Genomic DNA, 24,247 nt, shown 5'->3' with positions numbered 1-24,247 from the left:
TTTCCAGATGTGTTGCACCGATTCAACGCTCTGTTTCAGCACCGGATCAGACATCCCAACCGCGCCTGACCCCGGGTAAACAAAAAACGCTGATTAGTTAGGTAATATTACAGTTTACGCGAGATTTTGTTACATCGTAATGAAAAACCGTCGATTACCCGGATCATGCACGTAAAGCAGTATTTAAAACGACCGGGCTAAATCCCGCTTGATATCGGCTATATGCTCCAAACCCACGGCAACACGCACCAACCCGGCGCCGATACCGGCCTTTTCGCGATCCTGATCGCTCAATCGGCCATGCGTTGTCGTCGCAGGATGGGTAATCGTCGTTTTGGCGTCCCCCAGATTGGCGGTAATGGAAAGCATTTTTGTGGCGTCGATGATACGCCAGGCCTGCTCCTGCCCGCCGCGCACGCGAAAACTGACTATGCCGCCGCCACTGACTTGTTGACGCAGAGCCAAACCGTACTGGGGATGCGACGGCAAGCCGGGATAATAAACCTGTTCGACCCAGGACTGTTGTTCCAGCCATTGCGCCAAAGCCAACGCGTTTTCACTGTGCGCACGCATACGCAACGACAGGGTCTCCAGACCTTTCAGAAACACCCAGGCATTGAATGGACTCATGGTCGGCCCCCCTGTGCGCAGGTAAGGATAAATTTCCTTGTCCAGCAATGCCTGTCCGCCGACGACTGCGCCGCCGATACAACGCCCCTGCCCGTCCAGGTATTTGGTCGCTGAATGCACCACGATATCGGCGCCCAAGGCGAGCGGACGCTGTAACGCCGGAGTACAAAAACAGTTATCGACTACGAGCAACACATCGCGTTGATGCGCGATCTCCGCCAGCCGCGCGATATCGACGATCTCCGTCAACGGGTTGGACGGCGTTTCAACGAACAGGAAACGCGTGCTGTCGCGTATCGAGTCGCGCCAGGCGTCGTAGTCGGTTAAATCGACAAAGCTGACTTCAACCCCGAACTTGGAAAAGTAATTCTGGAACAGCATGACCGTATTGCCGAATACGGCCCGCGAGCAAATCACATGGTCCCCGGCCTTGAGCAGACCAAAACCGACGGAAGCAATAGCCGCCATCCCCGAAGCCACGGCAATGCAGCGCTCGCCGCCCTCAAGGGCCGCCAAACGCTGTTCGAACGCCCGCACGGTCGGGTTGGTAAAACGCGAGTAGATATTTCCGGACGTCTTGCCGGAAAAGCGCGCCGCCGCTTCGGCGGCGCTGCCGAATACATAACTGGACGTCGCAAAAATAGGATCGCTGTGCTCCTGTTCATGGGTGCGCGCCTGTCCGGCGCGGATAGCCAGCGTTTCAATTTCAAATGTTTCCTGATCGGACTCGAACATCTTTGTATACTCAATCGGCAAAGTTGAAACAATCCGGACACGCGCTAGACGGAGTTATGCAACTCCATAATCGAAACATCTTCACCCCTGACCATCTTGGCGTTATCCGAACGATCCACACCCAGTTGATCGAGATAAGCGCTGTCTATGTCGCCCGTTACATAAACATTATTAAAACAGGACGTATCGAAGCCATGCAAACGGCGGTTACCCTTATGCACCGCTTCGAGCAAATCATGCAAATCCTGGTAAATCAACCAATCAGCTCCCAGTTCGCGCTGGATTTCCTCTTCGGTGAGGCCATGAGCGATCAACTCGTCTGCGGCGGGCATGTCGATACCGTAGACATTCGGGTAACGCACCGGCGGCGAGGCCGAAGCGAAATACACTTTCGCGGCGCCGGCATCGCGCGCCATCTGGATGATCTGCATCGAAGTCGTTCCGCGCACTATCGAATCGTCCACCAGCAGCACATTCTTGCCCTTGAACTCCATGCCTATGGCGTTGAGCTTTTGACGAACCGACTTCTCTCGCAGCTCCTGCCCGGGCATGATGAAGGTACGCCCGATATAGCGGTTCTTGATAAAACCTTCGCGATACTTCACACCCAGCCGCGTCGCCAGCTGCAAGGCAGAATTCCGGCTTGTATCCGGTATCGGAATCACCACATCGATATCATGACACGGGCGTTCGCGCAGTATCTTGTCCGCCAGCTTGTCGCCCATCCGCATCCTCGCCTTGTAAACCGATATATCGTCGATAATGGAATCGGGCCGCGCGAAATACACATACTCGAAAATGCAGGGCGAGGTGATTGCCCGTTCGGCGCACAACTTCGTGTGCAGACGGCCGTTCTTTTCTATGACTATCGCTTCGCCCGGCTTGACATCGCGTATCAGTTTAAATCCGAGCACATCCAGCGCAACGCTCTCCGACGCAATCATGTAATCGGTACCCTGTTCGGTGACTTTTTCTCCGAACACCAGCGGACGTATACCGTAAGGATCTCGAAAACCGATAATGCCGAACCCGGTAATCATCGCCACCACACCGTAAGCGCCGCGGCAACGCTGATGTACTCTGGCAACGGTCTGGCAAACATCGTCCACATCGACTTTCAGCTTGCCGATCTTCTGCAACTCGTGCGCAAACACATTCAACAAAACTTCGGAATCGGAATCGGTGTTGATATGACGCTGGTCCTGAACAAACAGCTCCTGTTTAAGCGCGATGGCGTTGGTCAGATTGCCATTGTGCGCCAGTGTAATCCCATAAGGGGAGTTGACATAAAACGGCTGGGCTTCAGCGCTGGAACTACACCCGGCAGTCGGGTAACGCACATGCCCGATACCCATGTTGCCGGTCAGGCTGCGCATATGCCGCGTGTGAAACACATCACGCACCAAACCGCTGTCCTTGCGCATATGCATGCGGCTTCCTTCGCATGTCACTATTCCCGCAGCATCCTGACCACGATGCTGGAGTATGGTCAGCGCTTCATAAAGCGCCTGATTAACCGCAGTAGAAGAAACAATGCCTGCTATACCGCACATGATCCTGCCATCACACTATCATCTCAAGTAAGAAGGTACGCAACGCGTACCACTATCGTAAAAAGCGGGCGCATCCAGCTGCGGCATTACCTACGCGCAGCAGTTGAATACAGTTTTCAGCGGTGGGGAAGCACTATGCCCTTTATCCCCACGCTCCCTTCTATCTGTTTCTGTAACTGCTCGGCATGCGCCCTATCCAGCTCCGGGCCAACCTGCACGCGATACACCGAACCGCTTTCACTCTGCACCGCTTCTACAAAAGCGGCAAACTTCGATTGACGTAAACGCTCAACCAGCGACTTCGCGTTAACTTCGGTAGTAAAGCTGCCCGTTTGCACCACCCAGGCGGAAACGGCATCCGCCTTGCCTGCAACTGCCGGTTTGGCCGCAGCTTGCGGAGTTGTGCTTACCGTTGCGTCAAGCACCGGTTTCGGCGGAACGCCTGATTTGGCCGCCGACGGCTTTTCCACAGGCGTCGGCGCTTTTTCCACGGTCACCGCCGACTTGACTGCGGGCGTCGGCACAGGCGCTGCGGTCACAACCGGCTTAACTGCCGGGGCCAGGGCCGGTGCAGACGCAGCAGGCGCCGCCGACTTTACCGCCGGCGCTGCAGTTGTCGATGACTTCACCACAGGCGCAGCGGACACGGCGGGTTTTACCGCGGGCGCCGCAGCCTGGACCGAAGGCTCTTCGACCGCCTTAGGTTTGGATGCGGGCTTCACCACGTTCGCCGGCTTGCTCTGTGGCGCGGCCGATTTACCGGCGGATGCCGGCGTCGTTGCGTTCTGCGCAGAAGTTACCGGCGCTCCACCCGGCTCATCATCCATAACGACGATACTGCCGGCAGACGCCGCCGGCGCGGCAGTACGGGATTTGCCTTGTCCCTTGGAATCGCCGGTTGTTTTACCCGGTTTTCCCGAAGAGGCAGGCGCAGGGTGCGCCGGCACAGTAGCCGCCTCATCAAAAGGCTCTTCTTCGGCAATTTCTATCGGCGGACGGGGTTTCTGCGCGGAAGATTTCGCCGCGGTTCCCTTCTGAACCGGTTCAGGGTCGCTGAGCGGAATAACCGTGTAGCCGGATGACGAAGTGCCGGCACGCGAGGAATCAGAGTCTTTTTCTTCCGCCGCGGGCACCACGTCATCAGTGGATTTGGGTAATTCCAGCCTGGATTCCCTGACTTCATCAGGAATCGGCGGAACGCCTCCCAGCGTTTTTACCGGATGCGCGTCATCCGTTTCGTCAAAAAACATCGGTACGAAAATCACAATCAGGGCGACAATAACCGTTACCCCGATCAAACGTTGTTTAAGCTGCGGATCCATCGTGACTACCTCGTTAAACAGAGCCGGATATCAACCCTGACTGCAGGTCCAAAGCCAGAAACTCTGAAGCCAGAAAAAAAGAACCAAAGACCACAATCAAATCATCCGGCTGCGCATCCGAAAAAGCTGCGCCGACCGCTTCAGCAACCGTTTTATAGCCATTGCGTATGCTTTCGACCCCCATGCCCTGCATCAAACGGGACAAGTCGCCCCCCCTGGCCGCGCGATCCAATTTCAATGGCGCCAGATACCAGCAGGCGACAACCCCTCTGACCGCGTCAACAATACCGTGAATATCCTTGTCGCGCATCACCGAAAATACGGCGCGTATGGTTTTACCGGGAAACTGCTCCTGTAAATACCCGGCCAGCGCAGCCGCGGATTGAGGGTTATGAGCTACATCCAGCAACACCGGAATGCTGCCTCCGCCGAAATACTGAAATCTGCCCGGCAGGCGGACATTTTTCAGGCCGTTGCGTATCGCCTGATCGCTTACCGGCAAAAGATCAGCCAGCGAACGCAGCATCTGTATCGCCGCCGCTGCATTCATGAATTGATGCCTGCCTGGAATAGCCGGCCAGGCAAGCCGATCGAGCGCCGCACCCAGCCCTCGCCAGTTCCAGACGGAACCTGATAATTCGTAACCGAAATCCCGCCCCAGAAGCGAAACACCGGCATGAGAGCATAAACAGGCCGGAGGGTTGGGATCGCCGACGATAGCGGGCTTGCCCGGTCTGAAAATACCGGCCTTCTCCATGGCTATCATGTCCCGGGTACTGCCCAGCCAATCGACATGATCGACGCCGATGCTGGTAATCAATGCCGCATCGGCGTCAAGGATATTGACCGCGTCCAGGCGTCCACCCAAACCGACTTCGAGTATTTGCACATCCACCCGCTCCCTGGCGAAGATATCCAGAGCGGCCAGCGTTCCGAACTCGAAAAAACTCAAGGTAACATCGGCGCGCGCTTGATCGATACGATCGAAAGTGGCGCATAGCGCCGCATCATCGGCCATGTTTCCATCTATGCGAATGCGTTCATTATAAACCTGCAAATGCGGAGATGTATAAACGCCAGTCCGATAACCCTGTTCGCGCAATATGGCCTCCAGCATCGCAACGCTGGAGCCTTTGCCATTGGTACCCGCAACCGACAGGGTTATGGGAGGTTCATAGCCGGGATGAAGTTTCTTGTGCACGCCTGCAACGCGTGTGAGCCCCAGGTCGATGGATTTCGGATGCAGGGATTCCTGCCAGTCCAACCATTCGCTCAGTTCTTCATAGCGCATACGTGCATTCATCCGGGGTTATTATGCGCATGAAACGTGTTTTGACGCAGCGGCTGAAAACAGGCCATACCGGGAATATAATCTTGGAACACCTATCGCTACGCGCCGTTTCCGAGGACGGCTACAGGAACAGGAAAACTGTCCTCTCTCGATACCGGCGACAGCGCTTCCACCCGCGTCAACATCGACAAAACACCCGCCACGCGCTCACGCAATTGACGCCGGTCCACTATCATGTCGATAGCGCCGTGTTCGAGTAAAAACTCGCTGCGCTGAAAACCTTCGGGGAGCTTTTCGCGTACCGTCTGCTCTATCACTCGCGGACCGGCAAAGCCGATCAAAGCATTGGGTTCGGCAATATTGATATCGCCAAGCATGGCGAGACTGGCGGAAACGCCACCCATGGTCGGGTCGGTCATGACGGAAATAAATGGTATGCCCCTGCCCGCGAGACGCGCCAAAACCGCACTGGTCTTGGACATCTGGAACAATGAAAGCAGCGACTCCTGCATGCGCGCGCCGCCGCTGGCGGAAAAACAAACCAGCGGGATACATTCTTCCAGACATACGTTCGCGCCACGCACAAAGCGCTCGCCGACGACAGACCCCATCGACCCGCCCATAAAATTAAAATCGAAGGCGGCAGCCACCAGCGGGATGCCCAGCACCCGGCCCTTGCCGACTATCAAGGCGTCTTTTTCGCTGGTCGCTTTCTGCGCCTGTATCAACCGGTCCCTGTATTTTTTGCTGTCCTTGAACCTCAGCGTATCCAGCGGCAGCAACTCTCCGCCCACCTCTTCGAGCGTGTCCTGATCGAGAAAAATTTCCAGGCGTTTACGTCCGAACACGCGCATGTGATGTCCGCATTTCGGGCACACCTCCAGGTTGCGCTCCAGTTCGGCCTTATAAAGAATGGCGCTACAGCCCGGACATTTAACCCACAGACCTTCCGGCACCGTACTTTTTGCCGATGCTTCGGTACGGATTTTTGATGTCAGCAATTTATCGAACCAACTCACTGCTATTCCTCTCGATACTTCGTTATGCTGCAAATCGCGAAGCTAATACCTGCTCCCCTCCCGCCTGGAGAGGCTGGGTGAGGGAAACCAGCGTGGCGCATGCGTTTGCATGATTGGGCGACACTTGCGTCATAGCCGGTCAGGCATCCATGGCCAACCGCATGGACTTGACCAAACCGGCCGCCTCCAACCGGGCCTTATCCTGCTCGACGGCATGCGCCTCTATTCTGGCGACCAAAGCGCTGCCGACTACCACGCCGTCGCCAAATTGCGATACGGCGCGCGCGGTTTCGGCATCCTTGACGCCAAAACCCACCGCCACCGGCAAATCGGTCAGGCGCTTGATTTCCGCCACCTTGGCGCCGACATCTTCCAGATCGAGATGCCCCGCGCCGGTAACGCCCTTCAGCGACACATAATACAGATAACCGCGCCCCACAGTCCCCACCTGCGCGATACGCTCCGGGGTACTGTTCGGCGCCAGCAAAAAAATCGGATCGATGCCGGCGGCATCCAGCAGCGGCAGAAAAGCCTCTGCTTCTTCCGGCGGCAGGTCTACCGTCAAAACGCCGTCAACCCCAGCATCCCGCGCCTGCAGCGCGAATGCCTGATATCCCATTCTTTCGACAGGATTCAAATAGCCCATCAACACCACCGGGGTTTCTTCATTCCGTTCGCGGAATTGCCTGACCATTTTCAGCACCTTGAGCAAACCGGTATGATGAAGCAGCGCGCGTTCGCTGGCCTTCTGTATAACCGGCCCGTCAGCCATCGGATCGGAAAACGGCACTCCCAGTTCGATGACGTCGGCGCCGGCATCGACCAGCGCATGCATCATCGGCACGGTAAAACCCGGGTCGGGATCGCCCGCCGTCAGGAAAGGGATCAATGCCTTGCGCCCCCTGAGCGCCAGCGACTTGAATTTTGCTTGTAATCGTCTCACAGAACTATACCCTCGCGCGCGGCAATCGTATTGATATCCTTGTCCCCGCGTCCGGACAGGTTGACCAGGATTTGTTGGCTCGAACTCATGGTCGCCGCCAGCTTCATTGCATAGGCAATGGCGTGACTGGACTCCAGTGCCGGAATTATGCCCTCCAGCCGCGTCAGCTTATGGAACCCATGCATGGCCTCGTCGTCGGTAATACTGACATACTGCGCGCGGCCCGCATCCTTGAGCCAGGCATGCTCCGGCCCTACGCCTGGATAATCGAGACCCGCCGAAATGGAATGGGTTTCGATGATGTTGCCGTCCTCGTCTTCCATCAGATAAGTGCGGTTACCGTGCAGGACACCGGGACGGCCCGCGCTCAGCGGTGCGGAATGCCTGCCGGTTTCGATGCCGTCGCCGGCGGCTTCCACGCCGTACATGGCCACTTGCTTATCGTCGATAAAGGGATAAAACAGACCGATGGCGTTGGAGCCGCCGCCGACGCAGGCCACCAGCGCATCGGGATAACGCCCGGTCATTTCCAGCATCTGCGTCTTGCTCTCGCGCCCGATTACTGCCTGAAAATCGCGCACCATGGCGGGATAAGGATGCGGACCGGCCACCGTGCCGATGATATAGAAGGTGTTGTCGACATAGGTGACCCAGTCGCGCATCGCTTCGTTGAGCGCGTCCTTCAGGGTTTTCGAGCCGGATTCAACCGGCACCACGCGCGCGCCCAGCAGCTTCATACGCAGCACGTTCGGTGCCTGCCGCTGCACGTCGGTCGCGCCCATGTAGACGACGCACTCCAACCCCAGACGCGCCGCGACCGTCGCCGTAGCGACGCCATGCTGTCCTGCTCCGGTTTCGGCGATAATCCGGGTTTTGCCCATGCGCTTGGCCAGCAGGGCTTGTCCGATGGTATTGTTGACCTTATGCGCGCCGGTATGGTTCAGGTCTTCGCGCTTCAGAAAAATCTGCGCGCCGCCGGTTTCGCGGCTGAGCCGCTGCGCGTGATAAACCGGCGAAGGACGCCCGACATAATGACTGAGATCGTAATCCAGCTCGGCGAGAAACTCCGGATCCTTCATGTAGCGCAGGTAGGCCTCCTGCAACTCCCGTATCGGCAGCATCAGCGTTTCGGCTACGAACACGCCGCCATAAGGACCGAAATGTCCGCGGCTGTCCGGTAAAGCATAAGGAAGGGTTGCGCTATCGTTGTTCATAATCAAATCTGCATACCTCGTCTAGAAAAGCCGCCATGCGTTGTTGTTCTTTTATTCCTTTCGCCGATTCCACGCCGCTGCTGACATCGACCGCATAGGGCCTGGTTTGAGCGAGCGCCGCGCCGACATTTTCAGGACTCAGCCCTCCGGCGACTATCAGCGGCAAACGGCATTGCCAGGGTACCAGGCCCCAGTCGAACGCGGTGCCGGTTCCTCCCTTTGCAGCCGGATTATCGACATCCAGCAACAAGCCCGCAGCATCGGCATAATGCGACGCCAACGCATCGAGATCGGTATCGGAGCGCATGGCCACCGACTTGATGTAGCGCCGCTCGAATTGACGGCAATACTCCGGCGTTTCGCTACCGTGAAACTGCAACAGATCCAGCCGCACCTGGGCCAGCACGTCGCGCACCTGCTCTTCTGCGGCATCGACGAACAGCCCGGACACCGTGGTGAATGCGGGCAGCGAAGCCACTATTTCGCGCGCGGTTTCCACAGCCACATGGCGCGGACTCGGCGCATAAAACACCAGACCGATGGCGTCCGCGCCAAGCCGCGCCGCGGCAACCGCGTCCTGCGCCCTAGTAAAACCGCAGATTTTAACCCGAGTTCTGGTTTTGGGGTATGTTAATTTCATGGCGTTGATCGGATAGCTGCTCCGGCTGCGGGATAAAGCAAGCGGAAACGCACCGCCAGTACGCCCCAGAAGGAACTTTGCTTTTGGCAATATTGGCTTCTTCCCGGCAACAGGCTTGAGCGCTCAGGAGGAGATACGGATTTTGGCATCGGGTAGAACGTGGATGCTCATAAGCTGGGTAGACTGCGCCAGTATACACTGTCTTACCCGTGAAGCTAAATAAGCCACAATACCCCAAAGTCTTATCGAGACTTTAGGTACATCCCAATAAAACGGGAACGCGCCAGCAAGATGCAACATGAAATCACCGCTCAACCGACAATATGCTGCCTGCGACAGACCGCTGTTTTGCCAGGGATTGATATGATCTTGCCAGTAGCCGGATATCGCCATCACTCATCCTCATTTCAAAAAACAGAGGATGGCGCTTTTCAGATGGTTTTTACAGGAGGGGCCGCTGGACGCATACTAACCACCACGGATTCAGGAGCATCTAAAGGCTTCCCGATAAAACATAAACAGCAAAATCGCTGTAAAGCCCAAGAAAAGCTTTACAATCTAAATGAGAATCATTATCATTTATGTCAACTCAAAACCACCGGAGCTAATCATGATGAACTCAAGCAAACCCGATGCTGCGCAACCCGAACTCATCCGCGAAGTAAGTCTGAGAATCTCAATTTCGAAACTGTTGCGCCTGCTATGCGATGGAACACTGCACGCAGAAGACTTTAGCTGTCTCGACTGGTCGTCAAGAGAAATTATCCGACGCTCGCTGCTTTCCGTCTCCACCGGCGCCATGCAATGAAAACACGGGAAAAACCACCAATGAAGACAGGAAACCCTGCTCAATACTCGGCGTTTGTTTCGCCGGACACCTTGCTGCAATCGTTACGCTGCTATCTGATGAGCTATGGTCGAGAACCTTCGCCCCATGTAGCAGGAAGCATCGCGAACTGCTTGGACAAATTGCTTTCTCACCCTCAATTCAAGGCTCCGCCGGATGAGCGTTGCACTTTTAAGCGGATGCGAATTTATTGGCGTTTGATAGAAACCCATAGTCAACACTAAGCCTTATGCAATTTGTTCAGTCGCCAACCCACTATAAACTAAGGATAAACACTACTATGAACATCAGCGCTTGCCGCGTAGAAAACCTGGCCAATAACGATTATTGTAAAATCGAGTATTGTCGAAATTGCCGTATATTTCATGTAAGAGTCGGATTTATCACGTTAAACCTCAAGCTGGAAGCGTTTTCGGTTCTATGCCATACCGTTAATTTGGCATTTACCAATTTCCAACGATATCGCAAAGCAGTCGAGCAGCAGCATGCCACGCATTATGACCCTGAAAACTCATTGCACTGATCAAGGATGTAAACAATATAGGTGTTCTGTTGTTAACCGCTGATTGGTACCAGCCTCGAGCAGGTACGACATGCATTAACGCGGCTCCAGGAAAATGAACTTCCCCCGAAAAATAGTCTTCCAAGGGTGACGTAAAATTCACGTTACTTTTGGAGAAAGAAGATGAAGTTATCGAAACGGGAATACACAACCGAGTTCAAGGAACTGGCGGTCAAGCGTGTTAAGGCGGGCCAATCGGCTGGAGCGGTAGCCAGGGACCTGGGACTGATCGAGCAGACGCTGCGCAACCGGGTCAAGGCCGCCGAAGCCGGGAAGCTGGTCGGAGCTGGTATCAACAAGGCAGTTACCACTGAGCAGATGGAACTCTCCAGGCTACGTGCCGAGAACGTACGGCTGAAGCAGGAGAATGAAATTCCAAAAAAAGCGACGGCGTACTTTGCGAAAGAAACACGGTGAAGTACGCCTGGATTGATGCGCAACGCAAGGATTATGGGCTGGATACGATGTGCCGGTATTCGATGTTGGCGTGAGTGGCTATCACTCATGGAAGCATGGCGGCAAACCGAATCGCAAGTGATTGACCGATGCGTGGATGCTGGCGCTGATCCAGGCTATCCACGCGGAGTTCAAGGGAGTTTATGGCGGCCCGAGGATGGTGCGAGAGCTGCGTGGCCGTGGATTTCCCGCATCCAGGTCACGAGTGTCTGATGCAGAAGAACGGCATTCGCGCACGCCATAAGCGGCGGTACAAGGTAACGGCGGACTCCAAACACAACCTGCCGGTGGCGGCGAACTTACTGAATCGGAACTTCACGCCTTCGGGGCCGAACTTGGCTTGGACATCCGACATTACTTATCCATGGACGGATGAGGGCTGGCTGTATCTGGCAATCGTATTCGACCTGTTCAACCGTGAAGTGGTCGGCTGGTCGCTGAAGCCGCGCATGACGGCAGATATCGTACCGGATGCACTGACCATGGCGTGGTTCCACCGGAAGCCGGCATCCGGGTCTGCGAAACGAACGCCGCCGATTTGACGAATGGCGGCGGGCTCCAACGGCAGTCGCTCGGTAACGGCGCAAGTTGTCAAGTCTGTGTAGATCCCATGCCCGGAGGGAGAAGAGAGCCGATGTTCGCTACGCGGTTTGCACGGTAACGAGTAAGGTTGATTGGATAATGACGCCCGCCTGTTTTCCATGCTGCGTAACTATACTATTCCTCGCTCGGCCAGATCCGTCAACAACGTTGCGCCATGCTTGAGTATCGGGTTGATATCCGTGTATCCCATTTCCAATGCGAGATTGCCAAGTATTGCGCGAGCGGTTTCGTTGTGGTTTTCCGACAGGCGCTGCAGTAGCCGGTAGGTCAGATTGTTGAGTTCGAGAAAGAGAACTTCGTCTTCGCGATTACGATAAACTGCGAGATAGGTCGGGTCGGCAGGCGCTTGCAATGGCTGGTTGTCGCACGCTATCCGGTGAACAGGGAAACGGTATGCCAGCGGCCAGGCGACCGGCGACAGCCTGATGCAGGTATCCAGCGGTTTTTCGAGCTTGTCGGCATCAGGTTCCGGCGCTTCCTCTTCGGCAATCGCCAAAGCCATTTCGACCCATTCGTAGTGAGCCAATTCCAGTAGAAAAGGCGGATCGCCGGGCATATCCGCGCGTTCTTTGGCGAGATAATCAAGAAATTCTTCAGGTACGCCGGAAAAATACGGTGAGCTGGAGCGGTGACGCGCAAAAAAATCGTCGATCAGCGTTTGCCAATACCGGCTGTCCAGCGTTTCCTTGATAATCGGAAAGGCGTTGGAAAGAAAACTGTCGATATTGTTGGACAGCAATTCGCGATACATCGCGATACGTTGGGGTTGAACGTCCGCCGGCATCGGATTGTTGTGCGGATCGCGTATATAGGCGCTGAACGCGCGCTGCGTTTCGATAAAGGCGGGCGTTCCGGTTTCAGACGGTTGCATGGCTTTTACCCGCCTGTTGTTGCAAGGTGTGGATGGTTCCGGCCTCCTTTAGCAACTCAGGAAGCGGCGGGATGTTGAAATCCCTTTCCAGCAGCGTGGGAAAGACGCCGAATAACTCATAGGCCTTTTGCAGCAGCATCCAGACCGGATCGATAATGGTCGCGCCGTGAGTATCAACCAGGAAGTCCGCCGCTTCCACATAATGTCCGGCTATATGGGCGTAGGCAATGCGTTCGCCGGGTATGGCCTGCAGAAATGCGAGCGCGTCGTAGCCATGATTCACGCTGTTGACATAAATATTGTTCACGTCCAGCAGCAGCAGGCAATCCGCTTCCTCCAGCACGGCGTTGAGGAAATCGATTTCCTCCATTTCCTTGCCGGGCGCGGCATAATAGGAAACGTTTTCTATCGCTATCCTGCGATCCAGTAAATCCTGGGTTTGCCGGATTCGCGCTGCGGCATGATGCACGGCTTCTTCAGTGAACGGTATCGGCAGTAAATCGTATAGCAATCCGTCATCGCCGCAATAACTCAGATGTTCGCTGTACAGTAAAGCCTGATGTTGCTGCAAAAATGATTTGAGTTCAGCGATGAATCGGGTATCCAGAGGCGCAAAACCGCCTACGGAAAGAGACAGCCCGTGAAAGATGAATGGAAAACGCTCGGTCATCGCTCTGAACAAGCGTCCCCACTTCCCGCCCATTTTCATCCAGTTTTCCGGAGCAACCTCGTAAAAAGCGATATTCTCCGGCATCGCTTCCGTGAGTTCGAAAGCGAATTCGCGTCTAAGGCCTAACCCGGTAGCAATCGGTATGGTTTTCATCGTGGAATGGCGACGTGCACCAGCGGTATTTCAGGCACTGGAGCACGAAAACGCGGTACCGATACTTATTGCTGCGGAGCTGCGGGCGCAGGAGTGGTTGCGCTATTGCCGTCCATTTTCATTCCGGCGCATTTACCTTCCATGGCTTTCTGGGTTTGCGCAGGGGCAGCGGCTGGCTGCTGCATTCCCGACATACCGGCTCCGCACTTCATCTGCTGTTGCTGCTTCATCATCTGAGCGCCGCATTTGCCTTGTCCGCATGTGGCTTCCTGCGTCTTCGCAGGAGCTGGTGCTGGCGCGGTACCCGTGTTCGTGCTTTGACCCTTGTAAGGTACGACCTCTGCGACTTGGGTATAACCGCTGGAAAGTTCCTTCAATGCGAAAGGGTTGCTTTCCGCATGAGCGATAGGTGCGGTGAAAGCGCCGACAACGGTAGCGCCTACCAGTGCCGCGACAGATTTTTTATCGGTTTTATTCATGATGGAAGCCTCAGTAGTGTATTGTTTTATGGCACGGTGTCCGATTAGACACCTGAATTTGAATTAAAGTTGCATTCCATGGCAAATTCAATGTTGCGTGCAGCCTGTGGACACCCGTTCCGGACCGAATTGTCCCACACGATGCCCGCTTCTGCACAGAGCTTTTGCGTCATTCGATAATCTTGTCCGGGTATTCGCACAAATCGGCGATACAGCAGCTCCCGCAGCGCGGTTTGCGCGCCACGCAGATATAGCGGCCATGCAGTATCAACAAATGATGCGCGTTCAGTTTGTGCGCGGACGGAACCGTACTTTCCAGTTTTTTTTCGACCGCCAACACGGTTTTTCCGGGAGCGATGGCGGTGCGGTTGGCTACGCGGAAAATATGCGTGTCGACCGCAATGGTCGGGTGACCGAACGCGGTGTTGAGCATCACGTTCGCGGTTTTACGGCCCACGCCGGGCAGCGCTTCGAGCGCCTCCCGCGTTTGCGGCACCTGGCCCTGGTGCTTGTCCATCAGCATCCGGCACAGGCTGACGATATGTTCGGCCTTGCTGTTGTAAAGCCCGATGGTTTTGATGTATTCCTTGAGTCTGTCCACGCCCAGAGCCAGCAGCGCGGCAGGCGTGTTGGCCTGGGGAAACAGTAGAGCGGTAGCCTTGTTGACGCTTTTGTCGGTCGCCTGCGCCGACAGAACAACGGCGATCAGCAGCTCGAAAGGCGAAGCATAAACCAGCTCGGTGACGGGGTTCGGAATGGCTTCCTGCAAGCGGTCGAAGATGGCCGCGCGTTTGAGTTTGTTCATGAGCGATCTCTAGTTTTCAGGTTCAATCAGCGCCCGAATCTGTTGCTGGAACCATTGCGTTGACGCCAGCTTGTCCTTACCAAACCCGGCCAGACCGCGCGCGTCTCCGCCATGGTCTTTGGCGGGGTAAACCTTGAAGAAGGTTTCAAAATCATCCGAGTCCAGCATATCGGCCACTTTTTGATGAGATTGCCAGCCTTCATAGGTCTTGCGCAGCTTTTCATTGCCGGGTTCTTTGAAAAAAGGATAGCCTTTGCGTATGCCATCCAGTTTATTCAGGAGTTTGGCCTTGTCCCTGTTTTTTGCGGTTCTCCAGGCGGTTTCATAGGCGAAGCGATCAAACGCCTTATCGTGGCAGGCCGTCAGTTCGGAAACATTTTCAGGATGATAGAGGTAATTTTCAACGCTGTAGTAATTCAACAGGCGTAACCATGAATAGGTGGACAATAGTTCGTTGCGCTCGTCGTCGCTGAGATAATCCCTGTCGATCAAACAATATTGCGCCAGTGCTTGTGCTGTGAAATAGGCGGTAGTTTTGTCGCGGGCGGGCAGTAACAGGCGGCGGGTTGTAGCCAGCGCCGGTTTGTAATAGTTAATGTCGTTATTTTCAACAAAGATCAGTTGGCGGTTGTTGGCCAACTCGCCCAATAGCTCGCTACTGACTGCAATTTCATAGAGTTGCGGATTGATTTTCTCCACGGGCTCGATTGTTTGCGCCTCATCGAAGTCAAGGGAGTCGAAGTCGATGATGGCGGCGTGTGCCGATTTGCGCGCGTAGTCGATAAAGCCCAGCGCATGCGAGGCGGTCCAGAGTTGCGAGTCGTCTGGAATCCAGTGTTCGACAATTTCCTGTAATAAATCGAACTGTAGACGCGTATTCATATGCGCGTCCATTTCGTCAATATATAAAATTTTGTCCCTGAGTTGATTTTTACGCACGGCAAAATTCAGCAGCAGTATGACGACCTGTTTTTCACCGTGAGAGAGCAGGTCGAAGTTAATGCTGTATCCGCCTTTGCGAAAGTTGAGTTTGATGGGTTGGCCGGGTTCAGCATCTTCGTAGTTTTCCAGTCGAATCGAAGTTTGTTCGGTTTCACCGAAAATACGTGCCAGACTGGCATTCAGTGGGGCTATGTATTGCGCCTGAATCTGATGTATCTGTTCCAGCAGTTCTGTTTGGTTTAATAGTGAATTTGCCTTGAACAACGGTGCTCTGGCCGCTTTGTTAATATTCGCGGTAAACTGCTGCACATCAATAAAAAAGCGTTCATCCTGCTCGATGTAAAATCGAGGAGCATCCTGATCGTTTTCGATGGCATCGCCTGGATGATTGGCGGGCTTCAAATGAGGTACGATGCGCAGACTGCTGCGGCCATAAAACTTGCCCGCCGCATTTTGCGAAAGGGTGTTATCGCTACGCTCGAATGTTTCGTTGGAGCTGGATTCAATCATAACGCCAGTATCGGAAGCTTCTTCCTTTTTAAAGTAGGCGCTTTCCTGTTGACCATGCCAGCGGGAGGCATTGCCTGGCGCTATCCAGTTGAATGCATCGAATACACAGGATTTTCCCGAGCCGTTTGCGCCGATCAACAATACCAGTTTCGCTTGTGATGGAATATTCTGGATAGTTAGATCGGTAAAACGTTTAAAGTTTTGCAGTGATAATCGAATGATATGCATGGTTATGGCAAACAGTTGGGTGATCCGCGCCTATTTTGGCACAGCTTAAATTCTTAAGGTTTAAGAAGTAATTTAATCCCACCTCATCCAGCATGAATCGCATCAGATGCTGCCAGAGTTATCAAAAGGGATAAACTGAAACCGCGTATCTTGAGCTGGTGGTCGATGCATCTGAGAAATCCGATGGTGCCGTCTTCACTCCGCACCACCCCCTGGTACGTCCTGGCTTTCTTGCTTGTCGAACATCGCCTTGATCCTTTCACTATCAAAGTGCATCGTTGTGTTGGCTAGATTTCGCGCTAATTCGTTTACACTGAGAAAATCAATCCGTCCGTTTGGCAAAATCCTTACATTTTCTATTCCATGGATTCCGTTTATCGCTCGTGCGGCGAATTGAATTTTCCCTTGTTTCATTTGCTCATTGAGAAGATGAAAACGGTGTTCGAACTCAGATCGTGTCATTGGGGGCGTCATACTTTCCATCATTGCGCAAATATCTCCTAAATCAGCTTATTGTTTTTCGAGTCGACCACAGTAACTATTTCTCCATTAATTCGGATCATCCAAGCCAGTTTTTTTCCTTCAGGCAGTTGAACAGCCGCTCGTTTTACCGCAAGCAAGCAACCTTCCTGAATGGGACGTCCGAAATGACCCGTATCATTTGATCTGCCATTCCGCCAACTAACGCGGGAAAAATCACTATTTTGCGCTTTAATCAGCTCTTTGAAAACGGGGAGAGGGAAGGCTGGTGTATACGATCCGAAGAAAGCAGAGCCGGGCTTTAGATGCCAGCAAGTCTCATGATAAGTAGTTCCAGCTCCAAAATCCGGAAGCTCGTTCGACCTAAAATATTTTTTAAAAGATGGTAAAGAGAAGTTCCCTCTCAGAGAGAGAGATGGAACAACCATAGCCAAAACTTCAATATGCACCATATTGCCATCCTTACCTAGCTCCGTCATTTCATGATAGGCAAGAAAGCAATAATCATCATTACCGGTTGCACCGGCATAATCTTTCCAAGAAGCAATAGCCTTAAGAATTGCATCTGCCGACGAAGCAAAACCTGGAGTTAATGTATGCTCAGGCAAAGAGGGATTGAAAACGCGTAGTGCCGACTCAATTTTTATAAAATCACGCTGTGATGCATAAGGGAAAAGCGCAGTGTTCAATGCAAAGCGAACCTTCGCCTCCCACCGGTTAAATCGGTGATTTGGAATTTCGCGAAAAGTTGTGGAAACCGCATTCTCGATATTCCAATTTTCCTGAATATTCAAAGGGGCGCAAATCTCGGACATTTTGTCATCGAGACGATTAACAACCTCTTGAGTCGCTAGCCCCAGATGATCGAGTCGCGCCCATTCGCTTTTTACACAACGGGCCCAATTAGGAAGATCGACATCCATATCAGAGTCTCCCAGTTCAATCTTTCCTGAACGAAATTGCCCCGCAAGGCGCGAAGCGACCTCTACTCCCGTACTTGAGCCCGCCTTTCCAGCTCTTTCCGCAATACGGTGAAGCACAGCCAAGCGGCTAACGTGTTGGCAATTTCGTAAAATATCGTCCATATCAAGCAAGGCAAAGATTTGATCCCATAGTGGCAGAGGCTGCTGTGTTGACATCGAATCAAGGACGCCACAAAGGATATCGGCACTGAATCCTGTCGCCATTGAAAAAGCCTCCTTGACTGCCGGTTCGAGGTAAGCAGATGAACTCCTTTCGACGAGCCATGCAATCATTCCAGCTGCCTTATCGCGTCGCAACAACTTGGGATGATCAAGAAGCCAAATAACCAATTTGAACAGATCCACAGACGCATCGCGTTCCGGCTTTTCGCTAAGAAAATAGAACATCTCAATTTCATTCGTGGCGTCACCCACCATCAAGTGCACATGATCTATTACACATTTAAATAGCTGGCTTCTTTCCTCTTCATCAAGTAAGTCCGTTGCTTTCGCGATCAGATGTTCCGCAATATTCCACTTCGAATCATATCGCTCAGCAGCTATCAACGGAGCATAAGCACGGATTAGATCGACTGGATTCGCTGCGTATATTCGCAGTAACTCTTCAGCAGCGCGATGTGTGTCTCCTAAACAATCATGCCATATTGACCAACCACCGTCCTGCAGAATTTGTAGTACCCTCACGGCTTGGGTCTTGGCAGCATCCAGATTCCTTAGTTTTAGTTGCTTCCCCGCGTCGGCCAATGCCTCGTCCGCTTGCTTTATAGAGGATTGTTTTCCAAAAGTACCAGGTAAATATAATTTATCTTCGATTTCTGAATGATTGTCTTGATAGGTCGATGCGCTCCCAACAAGATCTTCGAATTGAACATTTACTTCATTCTGTATATCCGTAGTCGCAGCTTGAGCCATAATTAACGAGAACGCATGGTGATGCTCATTGTTGAGTTCCTTTCGGAATGAGTTTATAAATCGGATTCGTTGTGTAGGATCTATCTCTGCGCCAACCACGAACTCTACTCTGCTTACCATTTCAGAAATGGCGGTAACGTTATCACCGGCTCGGTTAATTAATCTTGCATACTCTATTGCAAAATCGTCAAAGTGTCGCTCGTCTCCGCATTGGAATATTTCAAGTAAAGCCCAACATAGCCGCCAGTCGATTCCTTCGGCATTTCGCACCATCTCTAAAATTGCATGCTGCTCGTCGAGCGCCCCACCTGGATATCGCATACCGACCATAGGGCTTGGTTTATCAATGGTTCCTTGCTGCGTTTCCAATAGTAATTCGGTGGTCGTTCCGCAGGTCTGACGCTTGAAATATTGGCAACCGCTTGCGATATTATTCCGACGAAATAATTCTCCAATAAGAGCCATCTTCTCGTATCGGACAAACCGTTGAAATGTCATTTCACCAGCAGCACGCTCCAAATATCCTGCTACCAAAGGCAGTTCAGCTTGTACGTTGTCCGATAGCGGCATCTTACGTAGTGTACTTACCATCAGGCCAAGTTGATCTTCTTTATACCAACTCGGCCCCATGGAAACACCCAGCATGGATCGGTATAGGCTACTCGCTTCTTCGATTGCACCAACTGCGACAAATATCGGCATTAGTTTAAGTAGCTCTGGCACCAGCTCATGCCGATTTTCTACGCCTCGGACAACATGCTCCTTCCAGTGTTGAAGCAATCCAAATGCTTCGTCGAAAAGCGAGGGCGCGATCTCGCTTTTCGTGAGCTTTTTGAGAACTGCAAACATGACTTCACGGAAACCTTCAGAGTACAACCCGCATTGATCGTTCGCTCTGTCCGATAGCCCTCGAAGAAATGCAGGCAACTCTTCTGGATAGCAATCCATCAATACTAGTACGACCCTCTCGTAAATGAGCGGAAACGCGTTCTCTGGAATTGCATAGCTGTCCTGCCATTTCACCCGCTGGGCAAGCGTGAACGCCAACGGCTGCAGGACCGTTTGCTGTAAATGCTTAAGGGATTCCATAAGCAGGACTGAATTTCCATCAGCTTTCGCGCGTCGAGCTCGCCCCTCACACCAGGAAAGAGCGCGGATCAACTGTTCCAGAGATGAGAGCCATCCCTTCTCATTAAAAGCACCGACCAGTGGGCAATCTATATCATTGCGCAAAAAAGCCGCCGTTAACCATTCAGCAATACCTCGATATATAGCGGAAAAGTCAAGGTCAACCCCGTTGTCGTCTTTAATTGCTATGGCCTGAGCAGGCGACCTCTGATCATTGCCTGCCAGAACCTGCACTACTGACGAGGGAGCCCCTAACTGAATGAGGGCGTCTAAGATTGCAGCAAGGTATTTTTCGTCAATGCTTGTACCGGTCGCGGTCAGTCTCTCAATGTCGGAAAATAGCTGAGGAAACGATCCGATTTTATTCGGTAAATTGTATCTTTCGAGGGACTCCACGCATTCGACTAATGTCCAAAGTAGGACTATTAAGAACTCAGCGGGCGCTTCTAGCTCTGGACGTATCTCCAATATTTCAGCTAGCGGCTTATACTTGTCGTGAAAGCAGAGGTAGTAACTAGCCGGCAAACATGTAAATCGAAGATGACAATCTTTCAGTAGATCTGACGTGGGTTCGGCAAGACCCGTCTTCAGCATCCGTGAAAAATGCATCGTGATGCGCTCGATCTGTCGCATCCTGCTTTGTCCATCGGCGAGATGCATAAAGAGGAGTGTTCGGATGTGTAGGCGGTAGAGATTGACGAAGTTGTCTAGTTCAAAACTATCAAATGAAGACGCATGGATGTCAATGATTCTTCCGTGTAGAAGCTCTAATAGTTCGATGGCCTCTTTCGGATAGTCGTTTTTGATCAGACAGAACACAATTTGTAGCGCTTCATTCGGGTCAACGATTAGCGTATTAAATCGAATTGCATGCTTTAGTGCCTCCTTGGGCCGTTTAAGCGCAATCAATGCCTCCGCTATCAGCCGTGCTGATTGGGCAAATAGCACGTTATAGCGAAAGTTGACGCGTTGCGAGAGAAGCAGAAGACGCATCACCTCAACTGCCGGGCCGAGACTCACGGCGGCAGCGAGAGTCGCTTCAATGTCGAACAAGAGAGTGTCTGGTTCTACCCCCAAGGTCACACATGTATCGACCCAGTTCTGGTCGCACATGACTATTGCCCTTGTTCGACCGGTATCGTCAGAACGAAGCAAGTGAAAGACGACGTTCAGAACGCAATACTCTAAGCCAGACTCCTTAACGCAAAATTCGGCAAGCCGCTCTTGAATAGCCGTCTCCAGATCGGCTGTCTTTGAGATTAAGAACTCTGCAAATGATGAGTGGTAAATCGCCGTTGTATTAGGAGTCAGAAGTAGATGTCGGATGCGGCTAATCGTCGGAATGAACGCTCTCCGTTCCTCCGAAGTAACTACCTTCAGCAAATCGATTGTTTCGATTCCCCATCGCAAGCGGGCCATGATTGCCAGTAGGTAAATCGCGTCCGCGTCTTTCAGCAGCCTCGGCCAGAGCGATTCGTAATACTGCTCAATCGAACCAGTAAGTACAGGGAAATCATCTAAGTCATCCTCCTTGGGACTAGCATTCGCGTACTCGATTAAGTAGCGAAGATAAAGAGGGTGTCCTTGTGCCTTCTCACACATCCGCGCCACTAATGCTGGGCTAGCTTTGTGTTCCACAAGCGCTTGCCAACAAAAGGCTGAGCTCGCTTCATCGCTTAATGGGGGCAGCGATATTACATTTTTGTCATTCATTCGCCCGGCGAGCGAAACGGTCACACCATCATAATTTGGAGCAGTCAGAACGATTGTCATTGTCTGCGGCAGCGACTGAGGCAGAAGGCCAACAAGCTTCGCCATGGCTACATGATCCACTTCATTAAGTCCGTCTAGGAACAAAATGCCATGCTGCTGTGTAGACGCACAATAGGTAGAAAAAACCCCAAGCAACGCAGAGGTTTCGCGGATCAAAGTTGAGTAACTTCGCTCCTCCTTGCGTGAAGGCTTTCCAGTTATCAAGATGGACACAGTGGTTGAAAGCCAGTCGAAAAATACCTCGGGCTGCGCCCGATAAATTGCTCCTGGCCCCCGACCTTGTGATACGAGACTGTATGTTCCTAAAGTCAAAAGAGCATGGTTTTCGGGTTCAAACTCGCTACAGAAAGTGGTTTTCCCGATGCCATGTGCTCCCTTAAGGAAAACGTAATCGCCCGGATTGCTGGCGATCATCTGCTCAAACGTCTCCTGAAATGCACTTCGGTCCGCCAGACTTCCTCGCGGATCAACAGCCGTAGCCTCATCAGCGCCCAGAGGGGGTATTTGAATTCCATTGTCCGCAAGGAATGTCCCCAACTGCTGAATACTTATTGCCCCCAGTGTTCCGTCCACCTTTAGGCGGATCAATCCTACGCTAGAGTTCTCGCTTACAACGGCCGCGCCTGAAAGTCCTGAGTAGGACTGAAGGGCAGTACTTGGATCGACCGTGAGGTCTATGTCCATTTTCAGCTTCGGAGAGTCGAGCAAATGCGAAATTGTTCCTGCAATACGATGGCCGATTAGTGTCTTTCCTTTCGGATAGCCAAATGATCGCCAGTCCTCTCCCTCACGGGGCATTGCTGCATTCAGCGGAATTGGCGAACGCCCCAACTGAGCAGAAACCGACAATATGCAGATGTCCATTTTCTCGGACTGATCAATAATCGTTGCAGAAAGATGGATGTCGCCCTCTGGTCCAGGAAAAGTTAGCGTGATTGTGTCTCCTGAATTGATCGCTGGAATAACGCAATGACGAGCAGTTAAAACGTTGCAATCCGTAACCAAGTACCCAGTTCCAGATTCACTTCCACACGATACGTAACAGGTTGCTGCTCTGATGAGGTTGTCGATCATTGTTGGCTCACTCCGATCTTGATCCAATCGGTAGCGTCTTCGTAAATTGAGAATTCCGCTCCGGATTTGTCAGTGTAATTGCACATTTTCTGAGATGCAGGCGTAGTGTAGTTAAAATACATATGCCGCCTAAAAGCTGATGGCCGGTCAACGATTTCCTTCAGAACTTCCAAGTCGGGATGGTTGTGACGTTCACCACTGGAAGAAATCAAAAAGATAGGGGAATCGATCAGTTCTAGAAGCGCCGGACTGGTATTGTGGAGACTGCCATGGTGTGAAATCTTGATCGCATCGAAGATCATCGGAAAGGTTGCTTTCGGCAATGTCCGAATCGCCGCCTCTATGTCTTCGGCCCATGAGTCGCCTAGGAAAAGCAGTCGCGATGCGCCGACTTCGATAATTAGCGCGATTGAGCTGCCATTCGTCACGGAGTTATCAGCCTGATAGGCTTGATCTAGGCAACGGTTTATTGATGCGCTAATCGCGGTCGGTTCGCTGCCTACGGCTGCCCGAAGATCTTCAAATGCGCAAAGGAACTCAAACGCGTCGTCGAAAACATCGTTTGGTCCGATTTTTCCGGTGAAGCTCATTCGTTGCAGCTCTGTAATCCAACTACGTTGGAGTTCCTCCAATCGGATTACCGAAGGGCCAATCACCCTTAGTCGGATATCTGATTGAAGTTCGAAAAGCGAAGTTTCGGAGGAATTGATGCTTTGGGTGCCGTCTCCTGTATTCCAGCGATAACCGCCGCCGAGCAACAAGGCCGCCAAAGAGCTACCCTGCCGGGCGCTGATTTCGACCGGTTCTACTTCGATTCCAGCAGGCATCGGGTAACCTCGTCGACGAATTTCGACAAGCAGGTCTTTGTCATCGAGTGTCAGATTAACGTCTGCCTCAGACGTGGGAGCAAAGCTCCGTAGGCTGTTGTGCCACACATTTTTTACTCCAATGATCTTTGGGGCTTGAGAATTACCATTTAGCTTGAAAAACTCAAGTAATCCAGCAATATGATCAGCGTCAATGTGTGTCGCTACGACCAAATCCAAGGAGTAACCAAGTTGTTTCAGGTGTGTTATGTCTGGAGCAATGTACGTTTGGAATGTAGCCGCATAGCCACCATCAATAAGGATCGCTGTCGGTTTGGTCATGTTCTCTGTAATCAAGAACGCGTCACCATTTTTGGCGGGATACATTTTTAAATACGGCATATTTTAAATGAATTGAAAGTTCATATTTGGCTAGCCGATGGAATTTTATTGACACTGAAAACCGATTGTGCCTTGTTTCTGTTGTGGTTTTTTTGCAGCCACCGCTGGTAGTCAAAAAATACAGGCGTTGAGTGAAAAAGACCGAGAACGCGCTTAACGCGGTATCTTCCACCGCATATTTCTGGTAGTTGCCTGGTTTTCAGTAATCCAATAACG

General features: G+C 52.5%; 18 protein-coding genes and 1 pseudogene. 2 read left to right on the top strand and 17 right to left on the bottom strand.

Annotated features, from left to right (window positions below):
• Positions 1–183 precede the first annotated feature (183 nt).
• The 9 genes from F6R98_RS08055 to tnpA all read right to left on the bottom strand — a co-directional run bounded on the left by F6R98_RS08055 (position 184) and on the right by tnpA (position 9,740).
• Positions 184–1,365, bottom strand: a complete 1,182-nt coding sequence (locus F6R98_RS08055) for an O-succinylhomoserine sulfhydrylase (protein ID WP_153248569.1) — start codon at positions 1,363–1,365, stop codon at positions 184–186.
• A 44-nt stretch (positions 1,366–1,409) separates the two neighbouring features.
• Entirely contained in the window at positions 1,410–2,918 is a 1,509-nt protein-coding gene (purF, locus tag F6R98_RS08050) for an amidophosphoribosyltransferase (RefSeq protein ID WP_153248568.1), read from the bottom strand.
• Between the two features lie 116 nt (positions 2,919–3,034).
• Positions 3,035–4,240 (bottom strand): SPOR domain-containing protein, encoded by a 1,206-nt coding sequence (locus F6R98_RS08045; RefSeq protein ID WP_153248567.1) that lies wholly within the window; start codon positions 4,238–4,240, stop codon positions 3,035–3,037.
• Positions 4,241–4,253: 13 nt separating this feature from the next.
• Complete coding sequence (folC, locus tag F6R98_RS08040) at positions 4,254–5,531, bottom strand: bifunctional tetrahydrofolate synthase/dihydrofolate synthase (RefSeq protein WP_153248566.1); 1,278 nt, start codon at positions 5,529–5,531, stop codon at positions 4,254–4,256.
• A gap of 98 nt (positions 5,532–5,629) precedes the next feature.
• Positions 5,630–6,556 (bottom strand): acetyl-CoA carboxylase, carboxyltransferase subunit beta, encoded by a 927-nt coding sequence (gene accD, locus F6R98_RS08035; protein ID WP_194270238.1) that lies wholly within the window; start codon positions 6,554–6,556, stop codon positions 5,630–5,632.
• Positions 6,557–6,689: 133 nt separating this feature from the next.
• Positions 6,690–7,493 (bottom strand): tryptophan synthase subunit alpha, encoded by an 804-nt coding sequence (gene trpA / locus F6R98_RS08030; RefSeq protein WP_153248564.1) that lies wholly within the window; start codon positions 7,491–7,493, stop codon positions 6,690–6,692.
• The gene (trpB, locus tag F6R98_RS08025) at positions 7,490–8,707 is read right to left on the bottom strand and encodes a tryptophan synthase subunit beta (RefSeq protein WP_153248563.1); all 1,218 of its coding nucleotides are present in this window, start codon (positions 8,705–8,707) and stop codon (positions 7,490–7,492) included. The genes trpA and trpB overlap by 4 nt, the downstream gene beginning before the upstream one ends.
• Positions 8,694–9,347, bottom strand: coding sequence for a phosphoribosylanthranilate isomerase (locus F6R98_RS08020; RefSeq protein ID WP_153248562.1), 654 nt, complete (start codon positions 9,345–9,347; stop codon positions 8,694–8,696). Before F6R98_RS08020 ends, trpB begins: the two co-directional genes overlap by 14 nt.
• A gap of 123 nt (positions 9,348–9,470) precedes the next feature.
• Positions 9,471–9,740: an IS66 family insertion sequence element accessory protein TnpA gene (gene tnpA / locus F6R98_RS22735; protein WP_407079283.1), complete on the bottom strand. Its 270-nt coding sequence runs from the start codon at positions 9,738–9,740 to the stop codon at positions 9,471–9,473.
• Between the two features lie 217 nt (positions 9,741–9,957).
• Here tnpA and F6R98_RS08015 point away from each other — a divergent pair, with 217 nt between their 5' ends.
• Entirely contained in the window at positions 9,958–10,155 is a 198-nt protein-coding gene (locus F6R98_RS08015) for a hypothetical protein (protein WP_153248561.1), read from the top strand.
• 724 nt (positions 10,156–10,879) lie between these two features.
• Positions 10,880–11,730 (top strand): annotated as a pseudogene (locus F6R98_RS21985) (IS3 family transposase); the annotation flags it as partial.
• A 194-nt stretch (positions 11,731–11,924) separates the two neighbouring features.
• Here the strand turns inward: F6R98_RS21985 and F6R98_RS08000 are convergent.
• The 8 genes from F6R98_RS08000 to avs1a all read right to left on the bottom strand — a co-directional run bounded on the left by F6R98_RS08000 (position 11,925) and on the right by avs1a (position 24,031).
• The gene (locus F6R98_RS08000; RefSeq protein WP_153248558.1) at positions 11,925–12,686 is read right to left on the bottom strand and encodes an HvfC family RiPP maturation protein; all 762 of its coding nucleotides are present in this window, start codon (positions 12,684–12,686) and stop codon (positions 11,925–11,927) included.
• Positions 12,673–13,509, bottom strand: coding sequence for an HvfB family MNIO-type RiPP peptide maturase (locus F6R98_RS07995; RefSeq protein ID WP_153248557.1), 837 nt, complete (start codon positions 13,507–13,509; stop codon positions 12,673–12,675). Before F6R98_RS07995 ends, F6R98_RS08000 begins: the two co-directional genes overlap by 14 nt.
• Positions 13,510–13,574: 65 nt before the next feature.
• Entirely contained in the window at positions 13,575–13,988 is a 414-nt protein-coding gene (locus F6R98_RS07990) for an HvfA family oxazolone/thioamide-modified RiPP metallophore (protein ID WP_228125170.1), read from the bottom strand.
• A gap of 169 nt (positions 13,989–14,157) precedes the next feature.
• On the bottom strand, positions 14,158–14,793 hold the full coding sequence (gene nth, locus F6R98_RS07985) for an endonuclease III (protein ID WP_153248555.1): 636 nt from the start codon (positions 14,791–14,793) through the stop codon (positions 14,158–14,160).
• A gap of 9 nt (positions 14,794–14,802) precedes the next feature.
• Positions 14,803–16,473, bottom strand: coding sequence for an AAA family ATPase (locus F6R98_RS07980; RefSeq protein ID WP_153248554.1), 1,671 nt, complete (start codon positions 16,471–16,473; stop codon positions 14,803–14,805).
• Between the two features lie 195 nt (positions 16,474–16,668).
• Complete coding sequence (gene avs1c, locus F6R98_RS07975) at positions 16,669–16,959, bottom strand: AVAST type 1 anti-phage system protein Avs1c (RefSeq protein ID WP_194270187.1); 291 nt, start codon at positions 16,957–16,959, stop codon at positions 16,669–16,671.
• Positions 16,960–16,973: 14 nt separating this feature from the next.
• On the bottom strand, positions 16,974–22,823 hold the full coding sequence (avs1b, locus tag F6R98_RS07970; RefSeq protein ID WP_153248553.1) for an AVAST type 1 anti-phage system protease Avs1b: 5,850 nt from the start codon (positions 22,821–22,823) through the stop codon (positions 16,974–16,976).
• Positions 22,820–24,031 (bottom strand): AVAST type 1 anti-phage system MBL fold metallo-hydrolase Avs1a, encoded by a 1,212-nt coding sequence (avs1a, locus tag F6R98_RS07965; protein ID WP_153248552.1) that lies wholly within the window; start codon positions 24,029–24,031, stop codon positions 22,820–22,822. The genes avs1b and avs1a overlap by 4 nt, the downstream gene beginning before the upstream one ends.
• Positions 24,032–24,247 lie beyond the last annotated feature (216 nt).

This window comes from Candidatus Methylospira mobilis (assembly GCF_009498235.1).
GTDB lineage: Bacteria > Pseudomonadota > Gammaproteobacteria > Methylococcales > Methylococcaceae > Methylospira > Methylospira mobilis.
This window is presented reverse-complemented; position numbering and strand designations above follow the sequence as displayed.

What these genes read in the sequence shown, in the direction of transcription:
- F6R98_RS08045 (WP_153248567.1), bottom strand. Translation starts at nt 4,240, where the DNA reads ATGGATCCGCAGCTTAAACAACGTTTGATCGGGGTAACGGTTATTGTC.
- folC (WP_153248566.1), bottom strand. Translation starts at nt 5,531, where the DNA reads ATGCGCTATGAAGAACTGAGCGAATGGTTGGACTGGCAGGAATCCCTG.
- F6R98_RS08055 (WP_153248569.1), bottom strand. Translation starts at nt 1,365, where the DNA reads ATGTTCGAGTCCGATCAGGAAACATTTGAAATTGAAACGCTGGCTATC.
- F6R98_RS07980 (WP_153248554.1), bottom strand. Translation starts at nt 16,473, where the DNA reads ATGCATATCATTCGATTATCACTGCAAAACTTTAAACGTTTTACCGAT.
- F6R98_RS08015 (WP_153248561.1), top strand. Translation starts at nt 9,958, where the DNA reads ATGATGAACTCAAGCAAACCCGATGCTGCGCAACCCGAACTCATCCGC.
- avs1c (WP_194270187.1), bottom strand. Translation starts at nt 16,959, where the DNA reads ATGATGGAAAGTATGACGCCCCCAATGACACGATCTGAGTTCGAACAC.
- nth (WP_153248555.1), bottom strand. Translation starts at nt 14,793, where the DNA reads ATGAACAAACTCAAACGCGCGGCCATCTTCGACCGCTTGCAGGAAGCC.
- F6R98_RS08020 (WP_153248562.1), bottom strand. Translation starts at nt 9,347, where the DNA reads ATGAAATTAACATACCCCAAAACCAGAACTCGGGTTAAAATCTGCGGT.
- F6R98_RS07995 (WP_153248557.1), bottom strand. Translation starts at nt 13,509, where the DNA reads ATGAAAACCATACCGATTGCTACCGGGTTAGGCCTTAGACGCGAATTC.
- F6R98_RS08000 (WP_153248558.1), bottom strand. Translation starts at nt 12,686, where the DNA reads ATGCAACCGTCTGAAACCGGAACGCCCGCCTTTATCGAAACGCAGCGC.
- avs1b (WP_153248553.1), bottom strand. Translation starts at nt 22,823, where the DNA reads ATGATCGACAACCTCATCAGAGCAGCAACCTGTTACGTATCGTGTGGA.
- trpB (WP_153248563.1), bottom strand. Translation starts at nt 8,707, where the DNA reads ATGAACAACGATAGCGCAACCCTTCCTTATGCTTTACCGGACAGCCGC.
- tnpA (WP_407079283.1), bottom strand. Translation starts at nt 9,740, where the DNA reads ATGGCGATATCCGGCTACTGGCAAGATCATATCAATCCCTGGCAAAAC.
- F6R98_RS07990 (WP_228125170.1), bottom strand. Translation starts at nt 13,988, where the DNA reads ATGAATAAAACCGATAAAAAATCTGTCGCGGCACTGGTAGGCGCTACC.
- avs1a (WP_153248552.1), bottom strand. Translation starts at nt 24,031, where the DNA reads ATGCCGTATTTAAAAATGTATCCCGCCAAAAATGGTGACGCGTTCTTG.
- purF (WP_153248568.1), bottom strand. Translation starts at nt 2,918, where the DNA reads ATGTGCGGTATAGCAGGCATTGTTTCTTCTACTGCGGTTAATCAGGCG.